This window comes from Streptomyces sp. NPDC050549 (assembly GCF_040655035.1).
Classification (GTDB): domain Bacteria; phylum Actinomycetota; class Actinomycetes; order Streptomycetales; family Streptomycetaceae; genus Streptomyces.
This window is the reverse complement of the sequence record NZ_JBFAJD010000076.1, coordinates 1-22,940: the sequence shown is the minus strand read 5'-3', so window position 1 is coordinate 22,940 and position 22,940 is coordinate 1. Positions and strand designations below refer to the sequence as shown.

Genomic DNA, 22,940 nt, shown 5'->3' with positions numbered 1-22,940 from the left:
GCTACCTCACCCCGCATCAGGCACGGACCCGCTATCGGAAACGCCTCGACCTCGCGGCATAAAACGGAAGTGTCGGACCTCAGGGGGTCACTTCAACTCAGCTTGCCCCCGTCCCGCCCAGCCCGCAGTACCCGTCCGGTTTTACCGCCCGAAAGGTGCTGCTGGTGGTAATTCTCAGTAGCAGCCGCTCCGCTCCCAAGCAGGGAGGCGGTTCCCCTGCTTGGGAGCGGTCGCAGGCGGCGAGCAAGGTCCCGGTCGGCAGAGCCGTCAACTGGCCGTCCGACGGTACTTTCGAACCGCGAGCGTACGGAAGATGACGATGATCAGGACCGAGTAGATCAGCGACGCCCACACCGGATGCTGCATCGGCCAAGCATCAGACGGAGACAACCCGGGGTCACCGAAGAGCTTCCGGCACGCCTGCACCGTCGCACTGAACGGGTTCCACTCGGCGATGTGCCGCAGCCAGGGCGTCATCTTGCTTGAGTCCACGAAGGCGTTCGAAATGAACGTCACCGGGAAGAGCCAGATCAGCCCGCCGGACGTGGCCGCCTCCGGGGTGCGCACCGACAGGCCGATCAGCGCGCCGATCCACGTGAAGGCGTATCCCAGAAGAAGCAGCAGGCCGAACCCACCCAGGATCTTCCCGAAGTTGGTCGGGTCCACGGAGCCAGGGCGCCAACCCACGATCAACGCGACGATCGCGAGGACAAGTAGCGTCAAGGCCGTCTGCGCGAGATCCGCAACGGTCCGCCCCGTAAGCACCGCGCCGCGCGCCATGGGCAGCGAGCGGAAGCGGTCGATGAGGCCCTTGTGCATGTCGTCGGCTATGCCGGCGCCAGAGCTGGCGGTGGCGAACGTGACGGTCTGGGCGAAGATGCCGGCCATCAGGAAGTTCTTGTAGACGTCCGGATTGGTGCTGTCGCCGATCTGCATCGAGCCGCCGAACACGTAGGTGAACAGCACCACGAACATGATGGGCTGGATCAGCCCAAACAGGATCATTTCGGGAATCCTGCTCATCCGAATCAAGTTCCGGCGAGCCATGACCAGGGAGTCGTTCACAGCGCTCACTTGACCTGCTCCTTCAAGGAGTTGGGCCGCCGGTCTCGGATGCTCGGTGAGGTGCAATCTGACCGATACGCGCGAACAGGATTCGGAATCCGGCTCATGCGGATCAGATTGCGTTTGGCGACGACCAGGGAGTCGTGCACGGACTGGCCCAGCGCGCTGCTCGGTGCCGCGACCGGCACGGCGTCGGTGACGGCACTCACTTCGCGGCCTCCTTCTTGTGCTTGCGGTCCTTGGTGTCCGGGGTCGTGTCCGCGCCGTTCTCCTCGGTCTTCTCCTCGGCCACGTGGCCCGTGAGGGAGAGGAACACGTCGTCGAGGGTGGGGCGGCGCAGGCCGATGTCGTCGATCTCGATGCCCTCGGCGTCCAGCTCGCGGATGATTTCGGCGAGGAGCTTGGCTCCGCCGGAGACGGGCGTGGTGATCTTGCGGGTGTGCTCCTCGACGGTGGTGTCGCCCTTGCCGGAGCCGCGCAGACTGTATTTGTCCAAGAGGGACGAGGCGATCTCGATGTGGTCGCGCTCGTGCACGACGACCTCCACGCGCTCGCCGCCGGTGCGGGCCTTGAGCTGGTCGGAGGTGCCGCGGGCGATGACCTTGCCGTGGTCGACGACCGCGATGTCGTGCGCGAGATGGTCGGCCTCTTCCAGGTACTGCGTGGTCAGCAGGAGGGTCGTGCCGCCGGAGACGAGCTGTTTGATGACCTCCCACAGCATCTGGCGGTTGCGCGGGTCGAGTCCGGTGGTCGGCTCGTCCATGAACATCACGGGCGGGGAGACGACCAGGGCCGCCGCGAGGTCGAGCCGGCGGCGCATGCCTCCGGAGTAGGTCTTCGCCGTGCGGTCGGCGGCGTCCGCGAGGTTGAACTGGTCGAGCAGTTCGTCGGCCCGGGCCTTCGCGGCCTTGGCCTTCATCTGGTAGAGCTGGCCGACCATCTGCAGGTTCTCCCTGCCGGTCAGGTACTCGTCGACCGCGGCGAACTGGCCGGAGAGGCCGATGGAACGCCGCACCTCGTTGGGCTGCTTGAGGACGTCGAGGCCGGCCACGGTCAACTTGCCGCTGTCGGGGCGCAGCAGGGTGGTCAGGCAGCGGACGGCGGTCGTCTTGCCCGCGCCGTTGGGCCCGAGCAGGCCCAGCACGGTGCCCTCGGGGACATCGAGGTCGACGCCGTCCAGAGCTTTCACATCGCCGAAGGTTTTCACCAGGCCTTCGGCATAGATGGCGCCTGGCATATCAGTCTCCACGTCGTCGGGGATTCTTCGAAAAGCCTAGGTTTGGGCATGATGCTCCGCCTCCCGTTTTTCACAGGAACGGCGGCACGAGACACATCGTAACGCGATGTATCGCGTCTCTCGACGGATTTCTCGAACGAGTGACGGAACAGGTGACGAACGGGCCCTGACCTCAGTCGATGACCCTGTACCCCGCGTCACGCAGGGCCTGGCCGACCTCGGCGCAGTGCACCGGCCCCTTCGTCTCCAGGTGCAGCTCGACCTCCACCTCCGTGAGCCCGAGCCGCGGGTCGGTCCGGACGTGGCTCACATCGAGGACGTTAGCGTCGACCACTGACAACACCCCGAGAAGCGTCGCGAGCGCCCCCGGCCGGTCCGTCAGCCGCAGCGTCACGGCCAGGTAGCGGCCCTGCGCGGACAAGCCGTGGCGCAGGATGCGCTGGAGCAGCAGCGGGTCGACGTTCCCGCCGGACAGCAGCGCCACGACCGGTCCCTCGAAGGCACGCGGATCGCTCAGCAGCGCCGCGACCGGGCTGGCGCCGGCCGGTTCGACGACCAGCTTGGCCCGCTCCAGGCACAGCAGCAGCGCGGTGGAGAGCTCGTCCTCGGTGACCGTGCGGACCTCGTCCACCAGATCGGCGACGATCCCGAACGGCACGTCACCGGGCCTGCCGACCTTGATTCCGTCGGCCATCGTCGCCGGGTTCCGGATCGACACCGGGCGTCCGGCCGCCAGCGAGGGCGGAAACGCGGCGGCACCGGCCGCCTGAACGCCCACGATCTTCACGTCGGGCCGCAGCGCCTTCACGGCGACCGCGACACCGGCCGCGAGCCCGCCGCCGCCGATGCCGACGACGATCGTGCGCACCTCGGGGCACTGGTCCAGGATCTCCAGGCCCACCGTGCCCTGGCCCGCGATGACGTCCGGGTGGTCGAAGGGGTGGATGAACACCGCGCCCGTCTCATGGGCGTACTCCTGCGCGGCGGCCAGCGTCTCGTCGACCACATGGCCGTGCAGGCGCACCTCGGCGCCGTACTCCTTGGTGGCGCTGATCTTCGGCAGGGGTGCGCCCTTGGGCATGAAGACCGTCGAGCGCACGCCGAGGAGCGCGGAGGCGAGGGCGACGCCCTGGGCGTGGTTGCCGGCGCTCGCGGCGACGACACCGGCGGCGCGCTCCTCGGGGAGCAGTCCGGCGATACGGACGTAGGCGCCGCGCAGCTTGAAGGAGCCCGTGCGCTGGAGGTTCTCGCACTTGAAGTGCACCGGTGAGCCGACGAGCTGGGTCAGGTACCGGCTGCCCTCCATTCCGGTCACCCGCGCCACGCCCGTGAGCATCTTCTGGGCGCCGCGTACATCGTCGAGGGTGACGGGTCGCAAGGAGTCAGCCGTGCTGTAGCTCATGACTCAAGCATCGCAGTTCACAGGCGCGTGCCACGGCTGTGACCAAGCTCCGAGACTGGTTTGCGCAGCGCCGGTACGGGCCGCCTTCCATCCGCGTACCCTGTCCCCCAACCCAGCGCCCCCTTCATGAAGCGAGCCCCCGGCCATGCCCACAACACCTGAAATGTCGATGGACATGACGACCGTCGGTGAACCCGGTCTCCTCGACACGCTGCAGCACGAGGTGGCGGTGTTCGCCCGCCGTGCCGAACAGACCCGGCTCGGCGGAGTCGGACAGGTGCGCAACTCCATGGACCGCGCCGCATACCTGCTGCTCAACCGCCTGGACAAGGAAGGCCCGATGGGCGTCAAGGCGCTCGCGGCGAGCATGGGGATCGACTCCTCGACGGTCACCCGGCAGGTGGCCCCGCTCGTCGACACCGGGCTCGTCAAGCGCACCTCGCACCCCGAGGACGGCCGCGCGGTGGTGCTGCAGCTGTCCCCGCGCGGGCAGTCGCGACTGGAGGAAGTCCGTTCGTCCAGGCGTCAGTTGATGGACGAGTTGACACACGACTGGGCACCCGAGGAGCGCGAGGCGTTCTGCACGCTCCTCACACGCTTCAACAGCGCCCTCTCCGCGCGGATGGCGATTCCGGGCAACGAGCCGTCGACCGCTTCCTGATCCCTCGGCGAGGCGGGCACGCGCGCGTGGTGCCCGACTCCCGCCCCTTCGTACCGAAGTCTTGACCTCACGACGGCCCTGGCCTCAGATGAGACCGGGGCCATCAGGGGGGAGGGCATGGTGCGCGAACGGCAGGTGTCCCAGGGCGCCCGCCGGGCCCGGGAGTTCGAGGCGTTCGTCGCGGGCGCGGCAGGGCGGCTGCTGCATGCCGCCACCCTGCTCACCGCGGAGGCCACGGACGACAACCCGCGCGCGCGACGCCTGCTGACGCTGTCGCTGGCCCACACGTACGCGTGCTGGGACCGGCTGCGCGGCGAGGACCCGTACGACCGTGCCCGGCAGTACCTGGCCAGCCGCTTCGCCCGCGCGGCCTGGCACCAGTACGGCGGCCTCGGCCGGGCCCGCCCCCACCCCGACAGCCCACTGGGCGCCCTCGCGCCCCAGGAGCGGCTGATCGTGGTCCTCAGGTTGTACGAGGGGGTCGCGGAGGAACAGGCCGCCGCACTGCTCGGGCTGCCCACGGAACGGGTCCGGACAATCTGCGAGCGGGCGACGGCGAGGCTGCTGCATCCGCCGCGTCCCCCGGTGCCGAAGGTGGCGGGGGCCAAGGTGGCGCCGTCATGAGGTCGCCGAACGGGGGTACGCGCGCGTGAACAGGCCCGAGCGGGAGGCGGCCGTACGGCGGATCATGGAGTGGACTCCGCCGCAGGTGCCGCCGGAGCTGTACGCGGACGTGGTGCGCCGCGGCGGCCGGATGCTGCGCCGCCGCAGGGCCGCCCGGCGGCTGATGTGGATGCTGCTGTGCGCCGGTGTGGTGGCGTTCACCGTGTGGGCGCTGATGGTCCATCCCTGGGTGGAGCCGCCGTCGGAGACGACTCCACCGCTGACGGGCTGGTGAGAGCGGAGCCCTAGCCGAGCGCCTGCTGCAGGTCCTCCAGGAGGTCCTGCACGTTCTCGATGCCCACGGAGAGGCGGACGAGGTCGCCCGGGACCTCCAGGGCCGAACCGACGACGGACGCGTGCGTCATGCGCCCCGGGTGCTCGACCAGCGACTCGACGCCGCCCAGGGACTCGCCGAGCGTGAACACCTTGGCGCGGTTGCAGACCTCGACGGCCGCCTCCTCGCCACCCTCGACCTGGAAGGAGACCATGCCGCCGAAGGCCCGCATCTGCTTGGCGGCGATCTCGTGACCGGGGTGCTCAGGAAGGCCCGGGTAGAGGACGCGCGTCACGCGTGCGTGCCGGGTGAGCATGTCGGCGACCTTGGTGGCGTTCTCGCTGTGCCGGTCCATGCGTACCGACAGCGTCTTGGCGCCGCGCAGCACCAGCCAGGAGTCGAAGGGCCCGGCAACCGCGCCCATCGCGTTCTGGTGGTACGCCAGTTCCTCGCCGAGCGCCTCGTCGGCCGCGATCAGCGCACCGCCGACCACGTCCGAGTGGCCGCCCATGTACTTGGTCAGGGAGTGCACCACGACGTCCGCGCCGAGGGCCAGCGGCTGCTGGAGGTAGGGGGTCGCGAAGGTGTTGTCGACGACGAGCTTCGCGCCCGCGTCCCGGGCGATCTGCGCGACGACGGCGATGTCGGTGATGCCTAGCAGCGGGTTGGAGGGGGTCTCCACCCAGACGACCTTGGTCTTCGGGGTGATGGCTGCCCGTACCGACGCCGGGTCGCTTGTGTCGGCGACCGACCACTCGACGCCCCACCGGGAGACGACCTTCGCGAAGAGGCGGAACGTGCCGCCGTACGCGTCGTTCGGGATGACGACATGGTCGCCGGGGCTGAGCAGCGTACGCAACAGGCAGTCCTCGGCCGCCAGTCCGGACGCGAACGCGAGACCTCGGCGACCGCCCTCCAGGGCGGCGAGGTTCTCTTCCAGGGCAGTCCTGGTGGGGTTGGCGCTACGGCTGTACTCGTAGCCGCCGCGCAGACCACCGACGCCGTCCTGCTTGTAGGTCGAGACCTGGTAGATCGGCGGGACGACCGCGCCGGTCAGGGGATCGGCGGTGTTGCCCGCGTGGATCGCGAGGGTCTCGAAGTGCTGACTGATGTGCCTGTCGCTCATGGGGCCGAGCGTAGTGCGCTCGCGGGGCGGACGACCATCCGGAGGTTTTCCACAGGGTGGTGGACCGGGTTGGCCAATTGTCGGACCCGTCTGGTTCGCTTGAGGCATGGAGATTCTCTGGGTCCTGATGGCGCTGCTCATGATGGGCTTCGTGCTGATCCCGTTCCTGCGGCGCAGGCGCGGGATGATCGAGCAGGTCTCGCCGGGCCACCCGGACGCCGCGGACCCGGCGACCTACGGCTTCGTGCGCGAGGAGGAGCTGGACATCCGCATGCCCGGCCCCGACCAGGACCTGCTGGACGTCCTCGACCTGGTGCAGCGCACGCAGGACTACCGCGCGGCGATGCAGCTGCTGGCCGGCACCGAGATCACGGGCGAGCTGCGATGGCAGCGGGTGCAGGCCTTCGCGGGCGCCGCCTCGCTGGAGCTGCAGCAGCGGCCCGGCGGGGTCAGCGAGACGCCGGGCGGGCAGTGGCTGCGGGTGTGGCGGGCCGAGCACCCGAAGGACGCGGGCGGCGCGGCCGTGCACGCGGAGTTCCTGGTGCAGCAGGCGTGGCGTACGTCGACGCGGGGGACGGACGAGTTCCGGATCATCATGGAGGAGGCGAAGGACGCCTGCGGTCAGGCGGCGCTGCTCTCCCCCGGTGACCCGGTCCCGTACATCGTCGAGTTGTCGGTGGCCCGTGGACTGGCGTATCCGCAGCCGGAGTTCGAGCAGCTGTGGCTGAATATCCTGGACCGTGCGCCGGCCCACATGGGAGCGCATCTGGCGGCGCTGCACTACTGGTGCGAGAAGTGGCACGGCTCGCGCGAGCTGGCGAACTCGTTCGCGGAATCCGCCGCCGCGCGGGCACCGCAGGGCTCGCTGCTCGCCGCGATGCCGTTGTTCGCGGTCTTCGAGCACCTCCCCGAGGTGAATCTGGTCAGCAGCTTCTACCAGAGCGAGGTCGTGGAGAAGGCGATCCACGGCGCGCTGTTCGCCGTGCACGCGGCCCGCCCCGACGACCCGATGCTGGCGCACGTCCGCCATCTGCTGGTCTTCTTCCTGGTTCGTGCGGAGCGCTGGTCCGAGGCGATGAACCAGCTCATACACATCGACGGCCATGTCGGGGCCCTCCCCTGGACGCTGTCCCCCGACCCGGCGGCGGAGTTCGCGGTGTACCGGGCGCTGGCGGTGGCGGGCTACGAGGCGAACGGCGGGAGCCCGGCGAGCCTGCCGCACTGACGGCTGGGGGCACGGGTGAGCAAGGGGTGGGCCGACGGGGACCTCAGGGCCGCCGTACGCGAAGGCGGCGGGACCGGAATTCTCGAAGCCCCTCGCCCGTTGACGCTTCCGCCCCGGACTCGGACTCACCCCGGGGCCCGTTGGGAGAGCACATGTTCCTGCACAGCCGTACGCCCCAGTTGCCGACCCCCGAGCAGGCTCTGCAGGGCCGGCCTGAGCGGGTGTTCGCGGTCCCCGACCGCCACGTCGTCCTCGGTACGCCGTTGCTCGGCCCCTACCCCGAACACCTGGAGATCGCCGACTTCGGGCTGGGCTGCTTCTGGGGTGCCGAGCGCAAGTTCTGGCAGCTCCCGGTGGGGGTGTGGACGACCCTGGTCGGCTATCAGGGCGGCTGTACGGAGAACCCGCACTACGAGGAGGTCTGCTCGGGTCTGACCGGCCACACGGAGGCGGTCCGCGTGGTCCACGACCCGAAGCTGATCTCGTACGAGAAGCTGCTGAAGACGTTCTGGGAGTCCCACAACCCGACGCAGGGCTTCCGCCAGGGCAATGACGTGGGCACGCAGTACCGCTCCGCGATCCACCCCCACACCCCCGCGCAGGAAGCCGCGGCGGAAGCCTCCCGCACGGCCTACCAACAGGTCCTCACGCGCTCGGGCTTCGGGACGATCACCACGGAGATACTGCCTGCGGAGGGACGGACGTTCTACCCGGCCGAGGGATATCACCAGCAGTACCTGGCGAAGAATCCGGCGGGGTACTGCGGGATCGGCGGGACGGGGGTCAAGCTGGGTGACCCGTTCGGGACGAACTGGGGGGTGTCCTGCCCGACGGGCCTTACGCCAGCTCCCACGGATGATTGATCGCTTGCCTGGACGAGAACCAGAACAGGGTCGCTGTCGAGGGCCACTTCCAGCTTCTCGGAGAATTGCTCTGCGAGCGGGACGGACTGCGCAGAATTCTCCGCGACCACTCGCGCCGCTTCGAGACACGACGGTCATGCCTCCGAACGGCTCCGGTAGCCAACTCCACCCGTACTACCCGGCCAAGTAGGAGGGAAGGGAAACGCCTCGGTCTGCGGCGGCGGCGCCGGTCCAGTTGACGTAGTCGATGCGCAGGGTGTGCGTGCCCTGGGGGATGGTCAGGTTGACGGTCTTGGAGACGGTGCTGCTGCCGTTCTTCCACAGGTCGATCTCGCGCGTGCCGTCGAGGTAGACGCGGATGCCGTCCTGCCCGGACGCGGCGAACGTGAAGGGGCCGCCCGAGCCGAAGTCGCGGGTCACGGTCCAGCGGACGCCGAAGTTGTCCTTGCCGACGCCGGAGACGCCGGGCGCGTTGGCGCCCCAGTTCTCGCTGACCGCCGTGTCGCAGTCCGTGCGCTTCGCCGCACCCGAGAAGGCGGTGTTCGCGAAGACCTGCCGGGTGTAGGTGTTCGTCGTGCAGGTCGCCGCCGACGCCGACGAGGTGGCCACCGCGGCGAGACCGCCCGTCAGCATGGTCACCACCGCGGTCGCGGCGGCCAGACGGGATCTTCCGACACTGCTCGCTGAGTCCCCTTTTGGACACGTGGCTGCCCCGCAGGCAGTCCTACCGGGATGGGGGATTCATGAGAGCAGCCTGTGGTTGTACGGCCAATCGGTTCTTTGGCGCTTTCGATGACAGGGCATCGGGTGACTGCGTCGATTCGCGCCGCTTCGCCTCAACTGCGGCCGACAGGCCCACCTGTTCGCGACATCCAAGCCCGCGTCAGCAGTGGCAACCCGGCGTCCTCGCCCGGCTGTTGCCACAGGAACACCCATATTGGGAACGAACTGGGGGGTGTCTTGCCAGACGGGTATCGCTCCGGCGCACGGGGCACAGCCGTACCAGCCTGAGTCCGGCCAGGCCAGTCGTTGTGCCGTTCGTCCGTCACGCGGCGACAGGGCCAGGTCGTCGTCGATCAACGAAAGGGACTCAGCCCCGGCACGGATCCGTCCGCCTCGGGACTGTCCGCGTGTGTTCGGTGATCCGATGCACGGCGTGGAGGCTCGCACCGGACCGTGAGCCCGATGCCGACCCAACGACCTGCACGATGGAACACACGGTGTGCCGGCAGTCCTCGGCGGCCGGTACAGACCTCGCCCATCCGTAGGGCCGGCGCCGTCGCCCTCCAGCCGGAATCCCACCCACCACACCTTTCGCGAGGTCATCGTCCGCCCGCGGCGCACCTGGCGGCACATGCGATGTCTCGCGACGTGGGCCCGTACGGGCAGCATCGCGACAAGAATCCCACGGAGTATTGCGAGTTGGGTGGGACGGGTTCAAGCTGGGGCATCCGTTCGAGACGAACTGGGGGACGTCCCGCTCGACGGGCGTCACTCCGGCACCAGAAGCGACGGACGAGTAACCCGCCCGTCGCCCACAGCTCATCTCCGTTGATCACCCGAAGCGAAGGAAGCCACCGGTAGGGCTGGGCCGACGATCTGTTGAGCACCGTCGCGGGGAACAAGCACCGTCTCAGCCACCCGTACCTCGTCGAAGCATGGCGGATCCCGCCGAACCACACGCCGGTGGCCGCAATCCGGCACCTTCATGGCCGGAGAATCCCGGGGTGTGGCGAAGGTCCACGGAACGCCCGCGCTGAAGCTTGTTCCCGTTGGGTCATTCAGCCCATGGTCCGGGCCGGCCCGGATGCCCAAAGCTCCACAAAGCGCTTCGCTTGTCCTGGAAACGCAGAGCGGGATGGGAGACAGAGCATGCCAATCACAGGACTCCTGCTGTCGGACAGCCGTGCGCTCTCCGCGCCCGTCGATCTGAACGGGACCGGGCACTACGTGCACTGGGGCGTGATCCAGTTGTCCGTCGCAAACCTCGTGATCATCGGTGTGATGGTGGTTGTCTTCGTCGCCGCCTTGCTGCTGCCCTTTCCCGGAGGCCGCAAATGAGCGACCCGGGTGAGCCCAGCGCGGCCGACGCACCGCAGAGGAACGAGTCCGCCTCGGTCGGCTGGACCGGAGCGGTACGGCGACGGGCGGTTGCGGCCCTGCCCCCGGACAAACTGCTCCCGGACACCCAGCCGGCCTACATGGCGTCATGGATCTACGTCTTCGGCGTACTCACAGTGGCCTCACTGATCGTGGTGCTCGTCACCGGCGGGGTACTCGCGCTCGAGGGGCCCGCGTGGTGGCACGTCTCGGCGACCGGGAAGTACGTGAACGGCCTCCACCTGTGGAGCGTCGAGCTGTTCATGTTCTTCATGGTCATCCATCTGTGGGGCAAGTTCTTCATGGCCGCCTGGCGCGGCCGGCGGGCCCTGACCTGGGTCACCGGCGCGGTGTGCTTCTTCGCCTCGATCGGCACCGCCTTCACCGGCTACCTCGTCCAGCAGAACTTCGACTCGCAGTGGATCGCCGGGCAGGCCAAGGACGGGCTCAACTCGGTCGGTATCGGCGCGTTCTTCAACGTGCTGGACTTCGGGCAGATGCTGATGTGGCACATCGTGCTGCTCCCGTTCGTCCTCGGTCTGTTGACGGTCTGGCACATCCTGCTGGTCCGGCGGCGCGGAATCGTGCCGCCCATCGGGGCGACCGACCCCGCGGACAGCGCCGCGGCCACGGCCACGGCCGCGCCCACCTCCGCCCCTACGCCCGCACCGGGGGAAGTGTTGTGATGAGCCGACGCCCAGAGACGTCCGCGGTGCCGGACCCGGCCGACTTCCCCACCCGGCCGTACGACCTCGTCAAGGAGTTCACAATCGCCCTGGTGGTGGTCGCGCTCCTGACCGCCGGTCTGGCCGCTGTCTTCTCCTCGCCGGACGACAAGCCGGTCACGCTGGCCTCCTGGTCGCGTGCGGACGCCGCGGACTTCACGGCGACCGCAGTGGCCGAACTCGGCGGCACCAGCGGAACGGCCGAGTACGGACCGCCGTACAACCACACGTCCGACGCGGCACAGAAGCTCGGCCCGCTCGGGCTGCAGAGCGCCGCCGGGGTCCGCATCCCGATCGACACCGCCAAAGACTTCGTGCTCGGCCCGCTGGCCAAGGCCCCCGAGTCGCCCGGCGTCCGCGCGGGTCTCGCCACCTGGTCCGCAGCTCCGGCCTCCCAGCAGCAGTCGTGGACCAAGGCCTACTCCGACGCCCTGGCCAAAGCGCCCGGCGGCGACCCCGCCAAGGTCTCGGGCGGCGACTACGGCCCGGTTCCCGTCCTCACCACGCGCCTTCTGGGCCTGGCCAGGTCCGGTGCCCTGGACGGGCAGCTGCAGGCCGAGGGCAGGTTCTACCAGACGGACTACACCCGCCCCCTGCTGTTCCTCTCCGACGGCTCCTACCTGGAGTCCCTGGCCCGAGCCCAGCACCTGGGCGGCGACCAGTGGGGAATGATGAACGAGACCGGAAACTACCCCGGCCAGGCGTGGCTGTGGCTCTACACGTTCTGGTACCAGATCGACCCCTTCAAGTCGTCCGGCAACGCCGACGCCCTGATCTGGGGGCTGATGGCTCTGCTGAGTCTGGGCCTGGTGCTGGTCCCCTTCATTCCCGGCGTGCGGTCCGTCCCGCGCTGGACGCGCGTCCACCGGTTGATCTGGCGCTCGTACTACCGTGAACAGGAGGCTGCGGTGCGGGCCCGGCAGTCAGGGGACTGAAGGACGATCGCAGGTGCGCGTCGTCGTGCCGGCCACGGCAAGGAGCAGGGCGCCACGATCGAGGTCGTCGCCGGTGAGTGAGCGAGCGAAGCACGCGGATCATCAAGGTCGGTCCCCGGCCCGACCCGGTTCTCGACGCCCCGCCAGTCGACGGTCCGGTAAGGCCGAGGTGCCGAGTTACTGAAGAGCCGTGGAACCGGCCACCCGCACGGCGCTGCGGCCGACGCTCCCCGCCGCAGCGAACGTCAGTCGAAAATCAGTGGCCCACTGAACCGGCCGACCCCACGCTGTACGCCATGGAACACCCGCAACACACGATCCGTGCGGCCTACTCGGAATCCGCGATCACCGTCTACCAGGCGTACTCCCCCGAGATCGGCCTGCCCGCCGTCCGCGACGGCCGTTTCCCCGCTGTGTGGAAGCGGGACAGGATGACATGGATCAAGCCGTCGTTCCTGTGGATGATGTACCGCTGCGGCTGGGGCGCCAAGGCAGGGCAGGAGACCGTCCTCGCTGTCGAGATCAGCCGTGACGGCTTCGAGTGGGCGCTGCGCAACGCGTGTCTGTCGGGTTACGTCCGAGGGGTGCACCCCGACCGGGCCGCCTGGCAGCGTCAGTTGAAGCGCGCGCCCACCCGCGTGCAGTGGGACCCCGAGCGGGACCTGCGCCTCCAGCCCCTGCCGTACCGGTCCCTGCAACTGGGTCTCTCCGGCGAGGCCGCACGGCGCTACGCGGACGAGTGGACGCTCGCCATCCGCGACGTGACCCCGCTCGCGCACGGGATCCACGCGCTCGTCAGCCGTGGTGAGTTGGACTCCGCCATGCGACTGTTGCCCCAGGAACTCCCCTATCCCGCTGGAGAGGAATCACTTGCCCACCTCCTGGAATGACGGACCGGCCCACCAGACAGCCGGCCGCGGCCGATGGGTCACACGGCAGCGCCGGCTCGCCGGGGCCGGGATGTCCTGGCCGATCGATGTGGCGCCGACCGATGGCTGACCGCTCCGCGCCCGCTGCGCAGGAGGCGTTCACCACGCTGATGCGCGCACTGATCGCTCCCGGTCTGCGCGCGCTGGGCTTCAAGGGGTCGGGGCAGACGTACGAGCTGCCCCATCTCGAGACCTGGGCTCTCATCGGCTTCCAGAAGTCCGCGCACAACACCGCGGGGCGGGTCGAGTTCACGCTCAACGTGACCGTGGCCGACAAGCTCGGCTGGGCCCAGGCCCGCAGGCGTCAGCCACACCTGCCCGCCCGCCCCAGCCCGAACACGGTGTACGGCCCCGATGCCTGGCACTGCCGCATAGGCCAACTCCTCCCCGCGAAGCGCGACACTTGGTGGACCATCTCGGCCACGACCGACCCCGGCCCCGTTGCCCGCGGTGTCATCACCGCGGTGACGGAGTACGCGCTCCCGGCCATCCGGGAGCAGCGGCGTCCATGACTGCTGAGCTGAGACACCAGCAGTGCCTGGCCGGGAGTCCGGCGGGGTACTGCGGGACAGGGGTGTCCTTCCCGACCAATATGGCGTCGGCCGAAGGATGAGCGGCGACCTCGACAGAGACCGAGACCGTCTGTCCGCGCTGTGGCGGCGCCAGTTCCCGAAGGGGCCTCCCGTGGCGCATGAACTGTGCGCCGCCTACAGCGACCGCTGGGTGCGTTTCCACAGCCTTCCGGGCTCGAAGCGGTATCCGGAGACCGAGGACGAGTACGCCGTCGTCCTCCACCGGTACAACACGGTCCTGGACGAACTCTTCGAGGGCACCGACGTCCACGTCGTCACCGTGGCCTGGTCATGGGGGCCGGACGGGCCGGAAGACCCGCCACGGCGACGCGAGGTGCACCCCGAAGGCAGCCTGTGGACGACGTTGGCCCACGAGGACGATCCGGACCCCGAACTCCACAGCTACACGCATCTCTACGCCGACCGCCGCCCCTGGCGGCCGGGGACGGTCGACGCGATCCTCCGCGAGGTCGCGGACGACGTGCTCGGCGGAGTGATCATCGGCGACAGCGGACTCACCCGTATCCACCATCCCTACGACGGCGGCGCGGACGTCATCGCGACGAGTCCCGAAGCACGGGACCGACTGCGTGAGAGCCACCGCGACTGGCTGCCCCGAACCCCGAGCGGCCTTTGAACAGATGTGAACAGAACCGGGAGCGACCTCGGAATCCGCGATCACCGTGTGGCGACCAGGCGTGCTCCCCCGCGATCGGCCTGCCCGCCGTCCTGAGGGCCGTTTGCCCGTCGTGTGGAAGCACGTGACGGCCGCGTCGCCTGGGCGAAGAGGTGCGGTCAGTGGGTCTCACGTCCCAGGACCGAACGGACCGTCAACGGCTCGTACGGCCGCGTCCCCTCCCCGGCTCAAGAAAGTCGCCGGGCGGATCTAGTCCACTTCGACGCCGAAGTCCTGAACGAGTTCCTCCAGGCCGCCCGTGTAGCCCTTGCCGCCGAGCACGAAGTCCCAGTCCCCGTTCGGCCTTCGGCGGAACGAGCCGAGTACGAGAGCGGTTTCGCGTGGCCGGCCGTCCGAGACGTCGAGTCGTCCCAGTTCGTTCAGCCCCGGGTCGCGCAGGCGGATGCAGGCGTCCGTGAAGCCGGAGAGATCCGCCCCGGGGTTTGCCTCGGGGTCGACGGCCGCGACGAGGACGAACCGGTCGGCCTCGTCCGGCAGGCTGTCGAAGGAGACACAGATCGCGGCCTTGTCAGGTGCCGTGGGGGGCAGGGCGCGGACCGAACCGTCCGCGGTTCGAGGGTTGTTGAAGAAGACGAAGTGCTCATCGCTGAGGACACGGTTGCCGCGGCACACCAGAGCGCACACGTCCAGGACGACACTTCCGGTCCACGACATGCCCAGGACGTTGTAGTCGTCGGGCAGCCGGGAGTCCGAACCGGACGGCACCGGCTGCGCGGGCCGACGGGCGGTTTCGCCCAGGCGCCCGCGCAGTCCATGGCGATGCAGCAGGTCCACGAGTTCGGTGCCCGAGATCAGTTCGAGCGGTTTTCCGTTGGCGAAGGTGTGCGAGCCGGGACCGAACCCCGACGTCGTCACGAGGACGCCCTTGTTGGCGCCGGCGTCCTGGACGGTCCCGTACAGGTCACGCACGGCGGTGGGCGGCACCGTGTTGCGGTAGCGCTTCACCTGTACGACGATCTTGCCGCCGCGGATCGGTGTCGGGTCCAGTGCGTCGACGTCGACGCCTCCGTCGTTGGAGCGTTGCGTGGTGACCGCCTGCATCCCCATGGACCGGAAGAGATCGGCGACGAGGTTCTCGAAGAGAATCGGATCCATGCCGTACAGGTCGGGTTCCTCGTCACTGCCGTGCGTGACAACGCGGTTGCCGACGTCAAGGGTCAGGCGGCTCGGGCGTACCGGGGTCAACTGGTCGGGGCGGGGCGAAAGTTGGCCGCGCAGCGCGTCGGCGAGACAGCTGCCCGCGTCCACCTGTGCCAGGTGCAGGTCGCGGAACGTCGCACGTGACGCCATGACGGTGGCCAGGTAGATGTACCCCGGTCGGCCCGTCGTGGGGTCGTGTCCGTCCACGAACCCGTTCAACGTCACCGACTCCAGCGCGCCCAGCTCGTCCGCGGCGAAGAGCTGGTGCAGGACCAGCAGCGTGCACTGCGCGAGAACCTCCCGGTACAGGGCCCGGCGCTGCCCCACCGGGCGGAGAGTCTCCTTGTCCTGGTCCGTCCCGGACACGTACCGAACGGACTTGACCTCGGGAATGATGTCGTAGGCGGGCAACTCCCAGTCCAGCACGAGTTGTTGAGCTGCCGGATCGTAGGCGGCCGCCACCTGGCGCGGAAAGTCCTCCGGCCACGACCTGGAGGCGTAGAGAGCGCCCGAGAAGTACTCGACCACGGATTCGGGATCGCGGCGCCTCACCCCCTCGGTCACCTCGACGATGCCGGCGTTGTGCCGTCGCACTTCGGCCAGCCGGGCATCGGCCCACTGCTGGTACTCCCGCTGGTAGGACGCCAGTTGCTGCTGCCGTTGCGCTTCGGCCGTCCGGGCGGCCTGCCAGTCCCGCTCGAAGCGCGCCCGTGCCTCGGCCTGCGCCTGAGCCCGGCGATGGGCGGTCCACCCGCTCTGTGTCTGGTAGTGGTCGAAGTCCGGCATGGGCACGGGCTGCGCCAATGCTCCTGGAGCGAAGGGCTGGACGTCCTCGGAGCGCAGGAGTGAGGAAGCCCTGAAAACCGGTGCCTGACAACCCGAGGCAAGAAGACCTTGCAGCGACGCAACCTGTGCGTCCAGTTCCTCCGTGCGGCGCAGCGCCTCAGCCTGCCGGTACTCACGATGGCTCTGCGCGGCCCGCCGCTGATGGGCACGCGCCTGCTGCTCTTCCTGTCTCTGTCGTCTGGCTTCCGCCTGCATCTGGCGCTGCTGCTGCCGTTGAATTTCAGCCCAGACGCCGACAACGCCGGTGGAACGACGACTCATGAGGTGCTGGCCCTCCCCGAGGCACTCCGGTTGTCCCCACAACCAGTTGTAACCAGACGACTCTACTCAGCAATTGCCGTCTCGCACATCCACCCGTCAAGGGCACCGCGCTCCCCTCATCCCCGCAGGTCAACCCAACTGGAGGGTAACCAAGGACGTGCCGGGCCGTGATGGCCGCGCCCAGACCCGGGCGGAGCGGACCGAGCCGGCCGCGAGGGCGCCCCGCTCCGCGCTCGGCCCCACCCGGATCCGCTCGCGAGGAGTGGCTACCGGCCGAGGGGCGCGGCTCCCTTGAGGTAGGTCAGCCGGGCCCGGTCGGGCTCGGTCGTCAGGTCGAGAGCGGTCACGGGGTGGCGGGTCCACATGGGCGTGCCGTCGATCCACGGCACGAGCACGGTGAAGGGGCGGAGCAGGCCGTGGACCTCCGCGACACCCGCCGGCGGAAGACCTTGTGCCGACTGCCTCCTGGCGAGCCGCAGCAGCATGGGCGGAGTCCCGTTTGGATCGCCGTCGGCCCGGTACAACAGCAAGTAGGCCTCGCCCGCGTCCGGTTCGCGCAGCAGCAGCCAGCGCATCGGGCGCACCTGCTCGCGGACTGCCAGTCGGGCGACAGCCCGGGCGTCTCGTGCCTTGGACACGAAGCCCAGCAGACAGAAGGGCGCGACCGCGAAGAAGAAGTATCCACGGCCGGTGGTCCCGCCGAAGATGTGCAGCACACCGGCGAACCCGCCCAGCACCGTGACAACCATCGAGGCACCGAGGAGGGGAAGGTCGAAGGCGGTGAGCAGGTTACGGTCGCGCCACCAGACCAACGGCTCCCGGCCGGCGGTCACAGGTGCGGGCGGCTTCGGCTCCGCGTCCCCGGCCGTGGAGCGCACCGCCGCTTCGCGGAGAGCCTCGTAGGAAAGTTCCCCGGCAGGAAGGGGTGCCTGCCGGGAACGCAGGGCGGCGGCCCTGCGACGGCGCTTCCTCCTCGGCTCGGGAGCCAGCCGGAACATCGCGCCGGCCCATGCCGTGAGCACTGTCACCAGACCGCCGAGGAACGTCATCACCCACGCGAAGGCACTGGCCTCCGTGTCGTCCTGGAACCCGTTGAAGCAGCCCACTGCCACGCCCGGGGCTGCCAGGAGGAGGCCCACGAACCCGATGCGCAGCAACCACTTCTCAGGTGCGGCGCCCGGGCCCAAGGGGGGAAGGTCCCAGCGATCGGCCATGCCTCTCCTCAACTCGTGTGTCGGAGATCAGACACACGAGTCGGCCGGACGGTTGCACCGGCACGAGGGCGGGGAGAGTCAGCCCTCGGCGCGTGCCGGCAGGCGCCAGCCCGGGCGGGGGAAGTGGCAGGTGTAGCCGTCCGGGTAACGCTGCAGATAGTCCTGGTGCTCGGGCTCGGCCTCCCAGAAGGGGCCGACCGGCTCCACCTCGGTCACGACCTTGCCGGGCCACAGGCCGGAGGCGTCCACGTCGGCGATCGTGTCCTCGGCGATCCGCTTCTGCTCGTCGTCCACGTAGTAGATCGCGGAGCGGTAGCTGAGGCCGATGTCGTTGCCCTGGCGGTTCTTGGTGCTCGGGTCGTGGATCTGGAAGAAGAACTCCAGGAGCGCGCGGTAGTCGGTCTTCTCCGGGTCGTAGAGGATCTCTATGGCCTCCGCGTGCGTGCCGTGGTTGCGGTAGGTCGCGTTCTCCACGTCACCGCCGGTGTATCCGACGCGGGTCGCTGTCACGCCCGGGAGCCGACGGATCAGCTCCTCCATCCCCCAGAAGCATCCGCCCGCCAGTACGGCCCTCTGCGTCTGCGCAGCCATCGCGATCCCTCCACTTTCTGTCGGCTCGGTCACCCACAGTCCACAACGCGCGAGGACGCCCCGCGATTCCGTACCCGCACGACCGGGCGGCCTGGAGGATCGGTTGTTTCCGACGGCTCTGACGGCTCCGAGGGCGCCGAATGCCGGTTATGGCCGGTATTCAGGGATCGTACGACGACCTGCTCGACGCGGTACCCCGTGCACCGGCCGGAATGCCGGACGCCGGGGACGCGGGTGCCCCGGTCGCGGTGTTCGTGGACGGTGGGCCGGTGGGGGACGTGTGGGGCGGGTTCGCCGACGCGGACCGCACCACCCCGTGGCAGCGCCTTCGCCGGCTGTCTCGACCTGTTGCCCGGCCTCCTCGCCGCGCGGCGCATCCCGTACGCCGGGTTCCCCGCCGGAGCCGCCCTCGCCGCGCGGTCGGCCGTCGTCGGGGGCCGGCTGCTCGACGGTGTCGCGGTGTGTCCCCAGGACACGGCGGAGGATCTCGAAGAGATCGCCGTACGTACGGGGTTCGGGCTCGTGCCCTTCGCCGTGGACGCGCACGCGGCGCAGTGGGGGACGCTGCCGCGGCCGATCGCGGCCGTCGTCCGGCACCGGCTCCCGCACGGCATCGCCGTCGACGAGAACACGCTGGTCGAGGTGGCGGTGGACGGCCGTGCGCATGTCTCCGGACTGGGGCGCGCGCACTCCGTACGGCCGTCGGCGGACGGTGGTGCGCTCGTACGCTCCTATGGAGCCGGCGAGTCGTTTCCCGTGCGCCGAGGCCGCCGAACCCCCTGCCCGACCCGCTTCGACGGCAAGTTAAGGTAAGCCTTACCTGGTCAGTTTCGATCGGAGTGACAGTGACAGTGCGCGCGTTCAAGAGGAGGGCTGTCACGGCGGTGTCCGCCGTGACCGTCGTCGGGGGGTTGCTGGCCGGGTGCTCGTCCTCCTCCGCGGACAACGATGCCGAGAAGACGGGCGAGGGCTCGCAGAACAAGGTGATCGGCGCCTCGGAGGGGCCGTCCGCAGCGCCGAGCACCCTCGCGACCGGCATGGGCGCGGACACCGACACCGACGGGACCTTCCCCCGGACCGTCACCCACTTCGAGGGCAGGACGACGATCAAGGCGAAGCCCACGAAGATCGCCGTGCTGAGCACCGGGCAGCTCGACGACCTGCTCTCCCTCGGCACCGTCCCGGCCGCCACCACCCGCGCCGACAACGCCGGGCTCGTCCCCGACTACCTCGCGGACGCCTTCCCGGCCGACAAGTCGAAGCTGGCCGCGATGACGGACGCGGGCACCCGTCAGGCCCCCAACCTGGAGACGCTCGCCGCCGCCAAGCCCGACCTGATCCTCGCCAACGACTCGCTCGGCGACCTCTACCCCAAGCTGTCGAAGATCGCGCCGACCGTCATCACGGCGGGCAACGGCATCAACTGGAAGCGCGACCTGCTGCTCGTCGGCGACGCGATCGGCAAGGGTCAGCAGGCGCGGAAGCTGCTCGACAGCATCGTCGAGGACGCGCACGAGAAGGGGGAGGCGCTGTCGAAGACCTCCGTGTCGATGCTGCGGTTCACGCCCGGCCGGACCCGGATGTTCGGCGTCTCCTCCTTCACCGGTTCGATCGCTGTCGACATGGGCCTCGACCGGCCCAAGTCACAGCAGTTCAAGGCGATTTCGCAGGACATCGGCGCGGAGAGCATCGACTCGGCCGACGGTGACTGGATCTTCTACTCGGTGCAGGGGGACGCCGGCAGGACCGACGCGGCGAGCGTGCTGGCCGGGCCGCTGTGGAAGTCGATGAAGGCCGTGAAGGCCGGGCACGCGGTGAAGGTCGACGACGACCCCTGGTACCTCAACGCGGGCCCCACCGCCGCGCGCCTCGTCGTCCTCCAACTCGCCCAGGGCATCAGCAAGTAGAGACGACAAACAGAGAGACGAGCGGCGGAAGAGAAGTGAGCCTCAAATGCCTCGCCTGGCCGGCGGCCGCGCTCGCGGTGGCCGCCGCCGTGCTGCTCAGCCTCGCCGTCGGCACCCGCCCCGTCCCGCCGGCCGCGGTGCTCAACGCCCTTCTGTACAGCGGGAGTTCACCCGACGCGCTCGTCGTACGGTCGCTGCGGCTGCCCCGCACCGAGATCGGACTGACGGCGGGCACGGCGCTCGGCGTGGCGGGCGCGGCACTGCAGGCCGTCACCCGCAACCCGCTCGCCGACCCGGGCATCCTCGGCCTCAGCCAGGGCGCGGCGGCCGGTGTCGTCCTCGCCGTCGCGACCGGCCTCGCGAACGGCTTCGGGGGCTACGTCTGGTACGCCTTCGCCGGTGCCGTCCTCGCCGCCTGCCTGGTCTACGGCATCGCCGCGCGCGGGCGCGGTGGCGCGTCCCCGGTGAAACTCGCCCTCGCCGGAACGGCGTTGTCCGCGATGACCGCCGGCGGTACGACCGTCGTCCTGACCTCCAGCTCCGCGACCCTGGACCAGTTCCGGTTCTGGCAGGTCGGCTCGCTGAGCGGGCGGGACGCCGGCACCGTCGTGGAGATGCTGCCGTTCCTGGCGGCGGGCGCGGTGCTGGTGCTCGCCTGCGCGCGCGGGCTGGACGCGCTGGCGCTCGGGGACGAGACGGCGCGCGCTCTGGGGCACCGGGTGGGGGTCGTACGGGTGTGTGCGGCGCTGGGGGCGACCCTGCTGGTGGCGTCGGCGGTGGCCGCCGCCGGTCCGATCGCCTTCGTCGGGCTCGCCGTCCCGCATCTGGCGCGCCGGCTCACCTCGGGCGGTCATCGCAGTCTGCTTCCGCTGTCCGCGCTGCTCGGTGCGGCGCTGCTGGTCGCGGCGGACGCGGCGGGCCGGATGGTGCGGGCGCCGGCGGAGGTGCCGGCCGGGGTGATGACGGCGTTGGTGGGGGTGCCGGTGCTGGTGGTGCTGGTGCGGCGCCGGGGAACCGCCCTGTGAGCACCACCGGCGTCACCGTCCTGCGCCCCCGCCCCACCGTCTCCCTGCTCCTGCACCGCCGTTCGGCCGTCGTGGCCGTAACTCTGGTACTGCTGCTGGCCGTTGCGATGGGCGCCGCCGCGTGCCTCGGCCAGACCTACATCCCGCCCGCCGAGGTGTGGCACACGCTGCGCACCGGTTCGGGGCAGTACGACCTTGTCGTCAACGAGTTGCGGGTGCCGCGGATCGTGCTGGGCGCGCTGGTCGGGGTCGCCCTCGGGCTTGCGGGGGCGCTGGTGCAGACCGTCACGCGGAATCCGCTGGCCAGCCCGGACGTGATCGGGGTCGGGCACGGTGCCGCCGCCGCGACCGTGCTCGCGCTGTCCACCGGGCTGGTCGCCTCGCCCGGTGCGATGCCGGTCGTCTCCGTGGCGGGCGGACTGGCCGCCGCCGCGCTCGTGTACGTGCTGGCGTGGCGGCACGGGATGCAGCCGAGTCGGTTCGTGCTCACGGGAGTTGGTATCGGAGTCGCGCTGTCGGCCGTCGTGCAGCTGTACCTCGCCGACAGTGAGCTGGAGGCCGCCGAGCAGGTCAAGCTGTGGCTGACCGGCTCGCTGAACGGGCGCGGCTGGGAGCAGGCGGGGCCGCTGGCCGTCGTACTGCTGGTGTGTCTGCCCGCGCTGGTGTGGGCGAGTCGGGCCGTACGGCCGCTCGGGCTCGACGCCGATACGGCGGCCTCGCTCGGGGTGCGGGTGGACCGGACGCGGCTCGCGCTGACCGTGCTCGGGGTGGTGCTGGCCGCGACGGCGACCGGGGCGGCCGGGCCGATCGGGTTTGTCGCGCTGACCGCTCCGCAGTTGGCCCGCCGGCTCACGCGTACGCCTCAACTGCCTTTGCTGTGTTCGGCGTTGACGGGTGCGGTGATTGTGGTGGCGGCCGATCTCGCCGCCCGCACGGTGCTGCCCCCGCTGGAGGTTCCGGTGGGGGCGCTCACCTCGTTGGTCGGGGGGCCGTATCTGTTGTGGCTGTTGGGGCGGAACAGGGTGGGAGGCTGAGGTTCGTCGACGGCTGCGGGCGGGTGGGGGCTGGTCGCGCAGTTCCCCGCGCCCCAAAAACACCGGTCGCCCTGCGTCTTTCAGGGGCGCGGGGCTGTATCGATTTGCGGCTCCGCCGCGTGGGCGCGAGCAACCATGAGGCACCCGCACTCGACAGCGCACCGCGCCCCTGAAAGCGGCTGTGCTGGTCCGACCTTCAGGGGCGCGGGGAACTGCGCGACCAGCCCCCACGCACCCGCACTCGACAGCGCGCCGCCCCCACGCCCCTGCTAAGCGCTTCGCTGGATGTGCGTTAGAGGTCGGTTTTCGGCCGCAGCGCCGTCGTGGCTGGTCGCGCAGTTCCCCGCGCCCCGTTGGGGCGCTGCCGAACCGCAGTCGACTTCACCAGGTCCGCTTAGATATGCGTGCGGACATCAGACGTGGAGTGACCACCGCGGTGCGGCTCGCG

General features: G+C 69.9%; 23 protein-coding genes and 1 pseudogene. 15 read left to right on the top strand and 9 right to left on the bottom strand.

Features of this window, described 5'->3' with window-relative positions:
• Positions 1 to 267: 267 nt before the first annotated feature.
• From AB0I51_RS47030 to ilvA, 4 genes and pseudogenes are all read right to left on the bottom strand, one after another.
• Entirely contained in the window at positions 268 to 1,047 is a 780-nt protein-coding gene (locus AB0I51_RS47030) for an ABC transporter permease (RefSeq protein WP_362985455.1), read from the bottom strand.
• A gap of 110 nt (positions 1,048 to 1,157) precedes the next feature.
• Positions 1,158 to 1,274 (bottom strand): annotated as a pseudogene (locus tag AB0I51_RS47025) (ABC transporter permease); the annotation flags it as partial.
• Positions 1,271 to 2,302 (bottom strand): ATP-binding cassette domain-containing protein, encoded by a 1,032-nt coding sequence (locus tag AB0I51_RS47020; RefSeq protein WP_362985451.1) that lies wholly within the window; start codon positions 2,300 to 2,302, stop codon positions 1,271 to 1,273. The pseudogene AB0I51_RS47025 and the gene AB0I51_RS47020, both read right to left, overlap by 4 nt.
• Before the next feature lie 172 nt (positions 2,303 to 2,474).
• Positions 2,475 to 3,704, bottom strand: a complete 1,230-nt coding sequence (ilvA, locus tag AB0I51_RS47015) for a threonine ammonia-lyase (RefSeq protein ID WP_362985449.1) — start codon at positions 3,702 to 3,704, stop codon at positions 2,475 to 2,477.
• Positions 3,705 to 3,867: 163 nt separating this feature from the next.
• Here ilvA and AB0I51_RS47010 point away from each other — a divergent pair, with 163 nt between their 5' ends.
• From AB0I51_RS47010 to AB0I51_RS47000, 3 genes are all read left to right on the top strand, one after another.
• Positions 3,868 to 4,365, top strand: coding sequence for a MarR family transcriptional regulator (locus AB0I51_RS47010; protein ID WP_362985447.1), 498 nt, complete (start codon positions 3,868 to 3,870; stop codon positions 4,363 to 4,365).
• A gap of 120 nt (positions 4,366 to 4,485) precedes the next feature.
• On the top strand, positions 4,486 to 4,989 hold the full coding sequence (locus AB0I51_RS47005) for a sigma factor-like helix-turn-helix DNA-binding protein (RefSeq protein WP_362985453.1): 504 nt from the start codon (positions 4,486 to 4,488) through the stop codon (positions 4,987 to 4,989).
• Positions 4,990 to 5,014: 25 nt separating this feature from the next.
• The gene (locus AB0I51_RS47000; RefSeq protein WP_362985445.1) at positions 5,015 to 5,263 is read left to right on the top strand and encodes a hypothetical protein; all 249 of its coding nucleotides are present in this window, start codon (positions 5,015 to 5,017) and stop codon (positions 5,261 to 5,263) included.
• Between the two features lie 10 nt (positions 5,264 to 5,273).
• On the opposite strand, the gene AB0I51_RS46995 is transcribed toward AB0I51_RS47000, so the two are convergent.
• Complete coding sequence (locus tag AB0I51_RS46995; RefSeq protein WP_362985443.1) at positions 5,274 to 6,428, bottom strand: cystathionine gamma-synthase; 1,155 nt, start codon at positions 6,426 to 6,428, stop codon at positions 5,274 to 5,276.
• A gap of 106 nt (positions 6,429 to 6,534) precedes the next feature.
• Here AB0I51_RS46995 and AB0I51_RS46990 point away from each other — a divergent pair, with 106 nt between their 5' ends.
• Together AB0I51_RS46990 and msrA (AB0I51_RS46985) are read left to right on the top strand one after the other, a co-directional pair.
• On the top strand, positions 6,535 to 7,653 hold the full coding sequence (locus tag AB0I51_RS46990) for a hypothetical protein (RefSeq protein ID WP_362985441.1): 1,119 nt from the start codon (positions 6,535 to 6,537) through the stop codon (positions 7,651 to 7,653).
• 152 nt (positions 7,654 to 7,805) lie between these two features.
• Positions 7,806 to 8,516 (top strand): peptide-methionine (S)-S-oxide reductase MsrA, encoded by a 711-nt coding sequence (gene msrA, locus AB0I51_RS46985; protein ID WP_362985439.1) that lies wholly within the window; start codon positions 7,806 to 7,808, stop codon positions 8,514 to 8,516.
• A 174-nt stretch (positions 8,517 to 8,690) separates the two neighbouring features.
• Here msrA (AB0I51_RS46985) and AB0I51_RS46980 read toward each other — a convergent pair whose 3' ends face one another.
• Positions 8,691 to 9,149 carry a PA14 domain-containing protein gene (locus AB0I51_RS46980; protein WP_362985437.1) on the bottom strand — a complete coding sequence of 153 codons (459 nt, stop codon included), beginning with the start codon at positions 9,147 to 9,149 and terminating at the stop codon, positions 8,691 to 8,693.
• 1,239 nt (positions 9,150 to 10,388) lie between these two features.
• On the opposite strand from AB0I51_RS46980, the gene AB0I51_RS46975 reads away from it, so the two are divergent.
• From AB0I51_RS46975 to AB0I51_RS46950, 6 genes are all read left to right on the top strand, one after another.
• Positions 10,389 to 10,577, top strand: a complete 189-nt coding sequence (locus AB0I51_RS46975; protein ID WP_362985435.1) for a hypothetical protein — start codon at positions 10,389 to 10,391, stop codon at positions 10,575 to 10,577.
• Positions 10,574 to 11,302, top strand: coding sequence for a cytochrome b N-terminal domain-containing protein (locus tag AB0I51_RS46970; RefSeq protein WP_362985433.1), 729 nt, complete (start codon positions 10,574 to 10,576; stop codon positions 11,300 to 11,302). Before AB0I51_RS46975 ends, AB0I51_RS46970 begins: the two co-directional genes overlap by 4 nt.
• On the top strand, positions 11,302 to 12,276 hold the full coding sequence (locus AB0I51_RS46965) for a hypothetical protein (protein WP_362985431.1): 975 nt from the start codon (positions 11,302 to 11,304) through the stop codon (positions 12,274 to 12,276). The genes AB0I51_RS46970 and AB0I51_RS46965 overlap by 1 nt, the downstream gene beginning before the upstream one ends.
• 296 nt (positions 12,277 to 12,572) lie before the next feature.
• Entirely contained in the window at positions 12,573 to 13,166 is a 594-nt protein-coding gene (locus tag AB0I51_RS46960; RefSeq protein ID WP_362985429.1) for a DUF4291 domain-containing protein, read from the top strand.
• A 101-nt stretch (positions 13,167 to 13,267) separates the two neighbouring features.
• Entirely contained in the window at positions 13,268 to 13,717 is a 450-nt protein-coding gene (locus AB0I51_RS46955) for a DUF4304 domain-containing protein (protein WP_362985427.1), read from the top strand.
• Between the two features lie 172 nt (positions 13,718 to 13,889).
• Positions 13,890 to 14,414 (top strand): hypothetical protein, encoded by a 525-nt coding sequence (locus AB0I51_RS46950; RefSeq protein WP_362985425.1) that lies wholly within the window; start codon positions 13,890 to 13,892, stop codon positions 14,412 to 14,414.
• A gap of 249 nt (positions 14,415 to 14,663) precedes the next feature.
• Here the strand turns inward: AB0I51_RS46950 and AB0I51_RS46945 are convergent, their stop codons facing one another.
• The 3 genes from AB0I51_RS46945 to msrA (AB0I51_RS46935) all read right to left on the bottom strand — a co-directional run bounded on the left by AB0I51_RS46945 (position 14,664) and on the right by msrA (AB0I51_RS46935) (position 18,526).
• On the bottom strand, positions 14,664 to 16,721 hold the full coding sequence (locus tag AB0I51_RS46945; RefSeq protein ID WP_362985423.1) for a restriction endonuclease: 2,058 nt from the start codon (positions 16,719 to 16,721) through the stop codon (positions 14,664 to 14,666).
• Positions 16,722 to 16,987: 266 nt separating this feature from the next.
• Entirely contained in the window at positions 16,988 to 17,935 is a 948-nt protein-coding gene (locus AB0I51_RS46940) for a hypothetical protein (protein WP_362985422.1), read from the bottom strand.
• A 78-nt stretch (positions 17,936 to 18,013) separates the two neighbouring features.
• Entirely contained in the window at positions 18,014 to 18,526 is a 513-nt protein-coding gene (msrA, locus tag AB0I51_RS46935) for a peptide-methionine (S)-S-oxide reductase MsrA (RefSeq protein WP_026179176.1), read from the bottom strand.
• 348 nt (positions 18,527 to 18,874) lie between these two features.
• Here msrA (AB0I51_RS46935) and AB0I51_RS46930 point away from each other — a divergent pair, with 348 nt between their 5' ends.
• From AB0I51_RS46930 to AB0I51_RS46915, 4 genes are all read left to right on the top strand, one after another.
• Positions 18,875 to 19,339, top strand: coding sequence for a hypothetical protein (locus AB0I51_RS46930; RefSeq protein WP_362985419.1), 465 nt, complete (start codon positions 18,875 to 18,877; stop codon positions 19,337 to 19,339).
• 71 nt (positions 19,340 to 19,410) lie between these two features.
• The gene (locus AB0I51_RS46925; RefSeq protein WP_362985417.1) at positions 19,411 to 20,433 is read left to right on the top strand and encodes an iron-siderophore ABC transporter substrate-binding protein; all 1,023 of its coding nucleotides are present in this window, start codon (positions 19,411 to 19,413) and stop codon (positions 20,431 to 20,433) included.
• Positions 20,434 to 20,468: 35 nt separating this feature from the next.
• Positions 20,469 to 21,458 carry an iron ABC transporter permease gene (locus AB0I51_RS46920; RefSeq protein WP_362985415.1) on the top strand — a complete coding sequence of 330 codons (990 nt, stop codon included), beginning with the start codon at positions 20,469 to 20,471 and terminating at the stop codon, positions 21,456 to 21,458.
• Positions 21,455 to 22,492, top strand: a complete 1,038-nt coding sequence (locus AB0I51_RS46915; protein ID WP_362985413.1) for an iron ABC transporter permease — start codon at positions 21,455 to 21,457, stop codon at positions 22,490 to 22,492. Before AB0I51_RS46920 ends, AB0I51_RS46915 begins: the two co-directional genes overlap by 4 nt.
• Positions 22,493 to 22,940 lie beyond the last annotated feature (448 nt).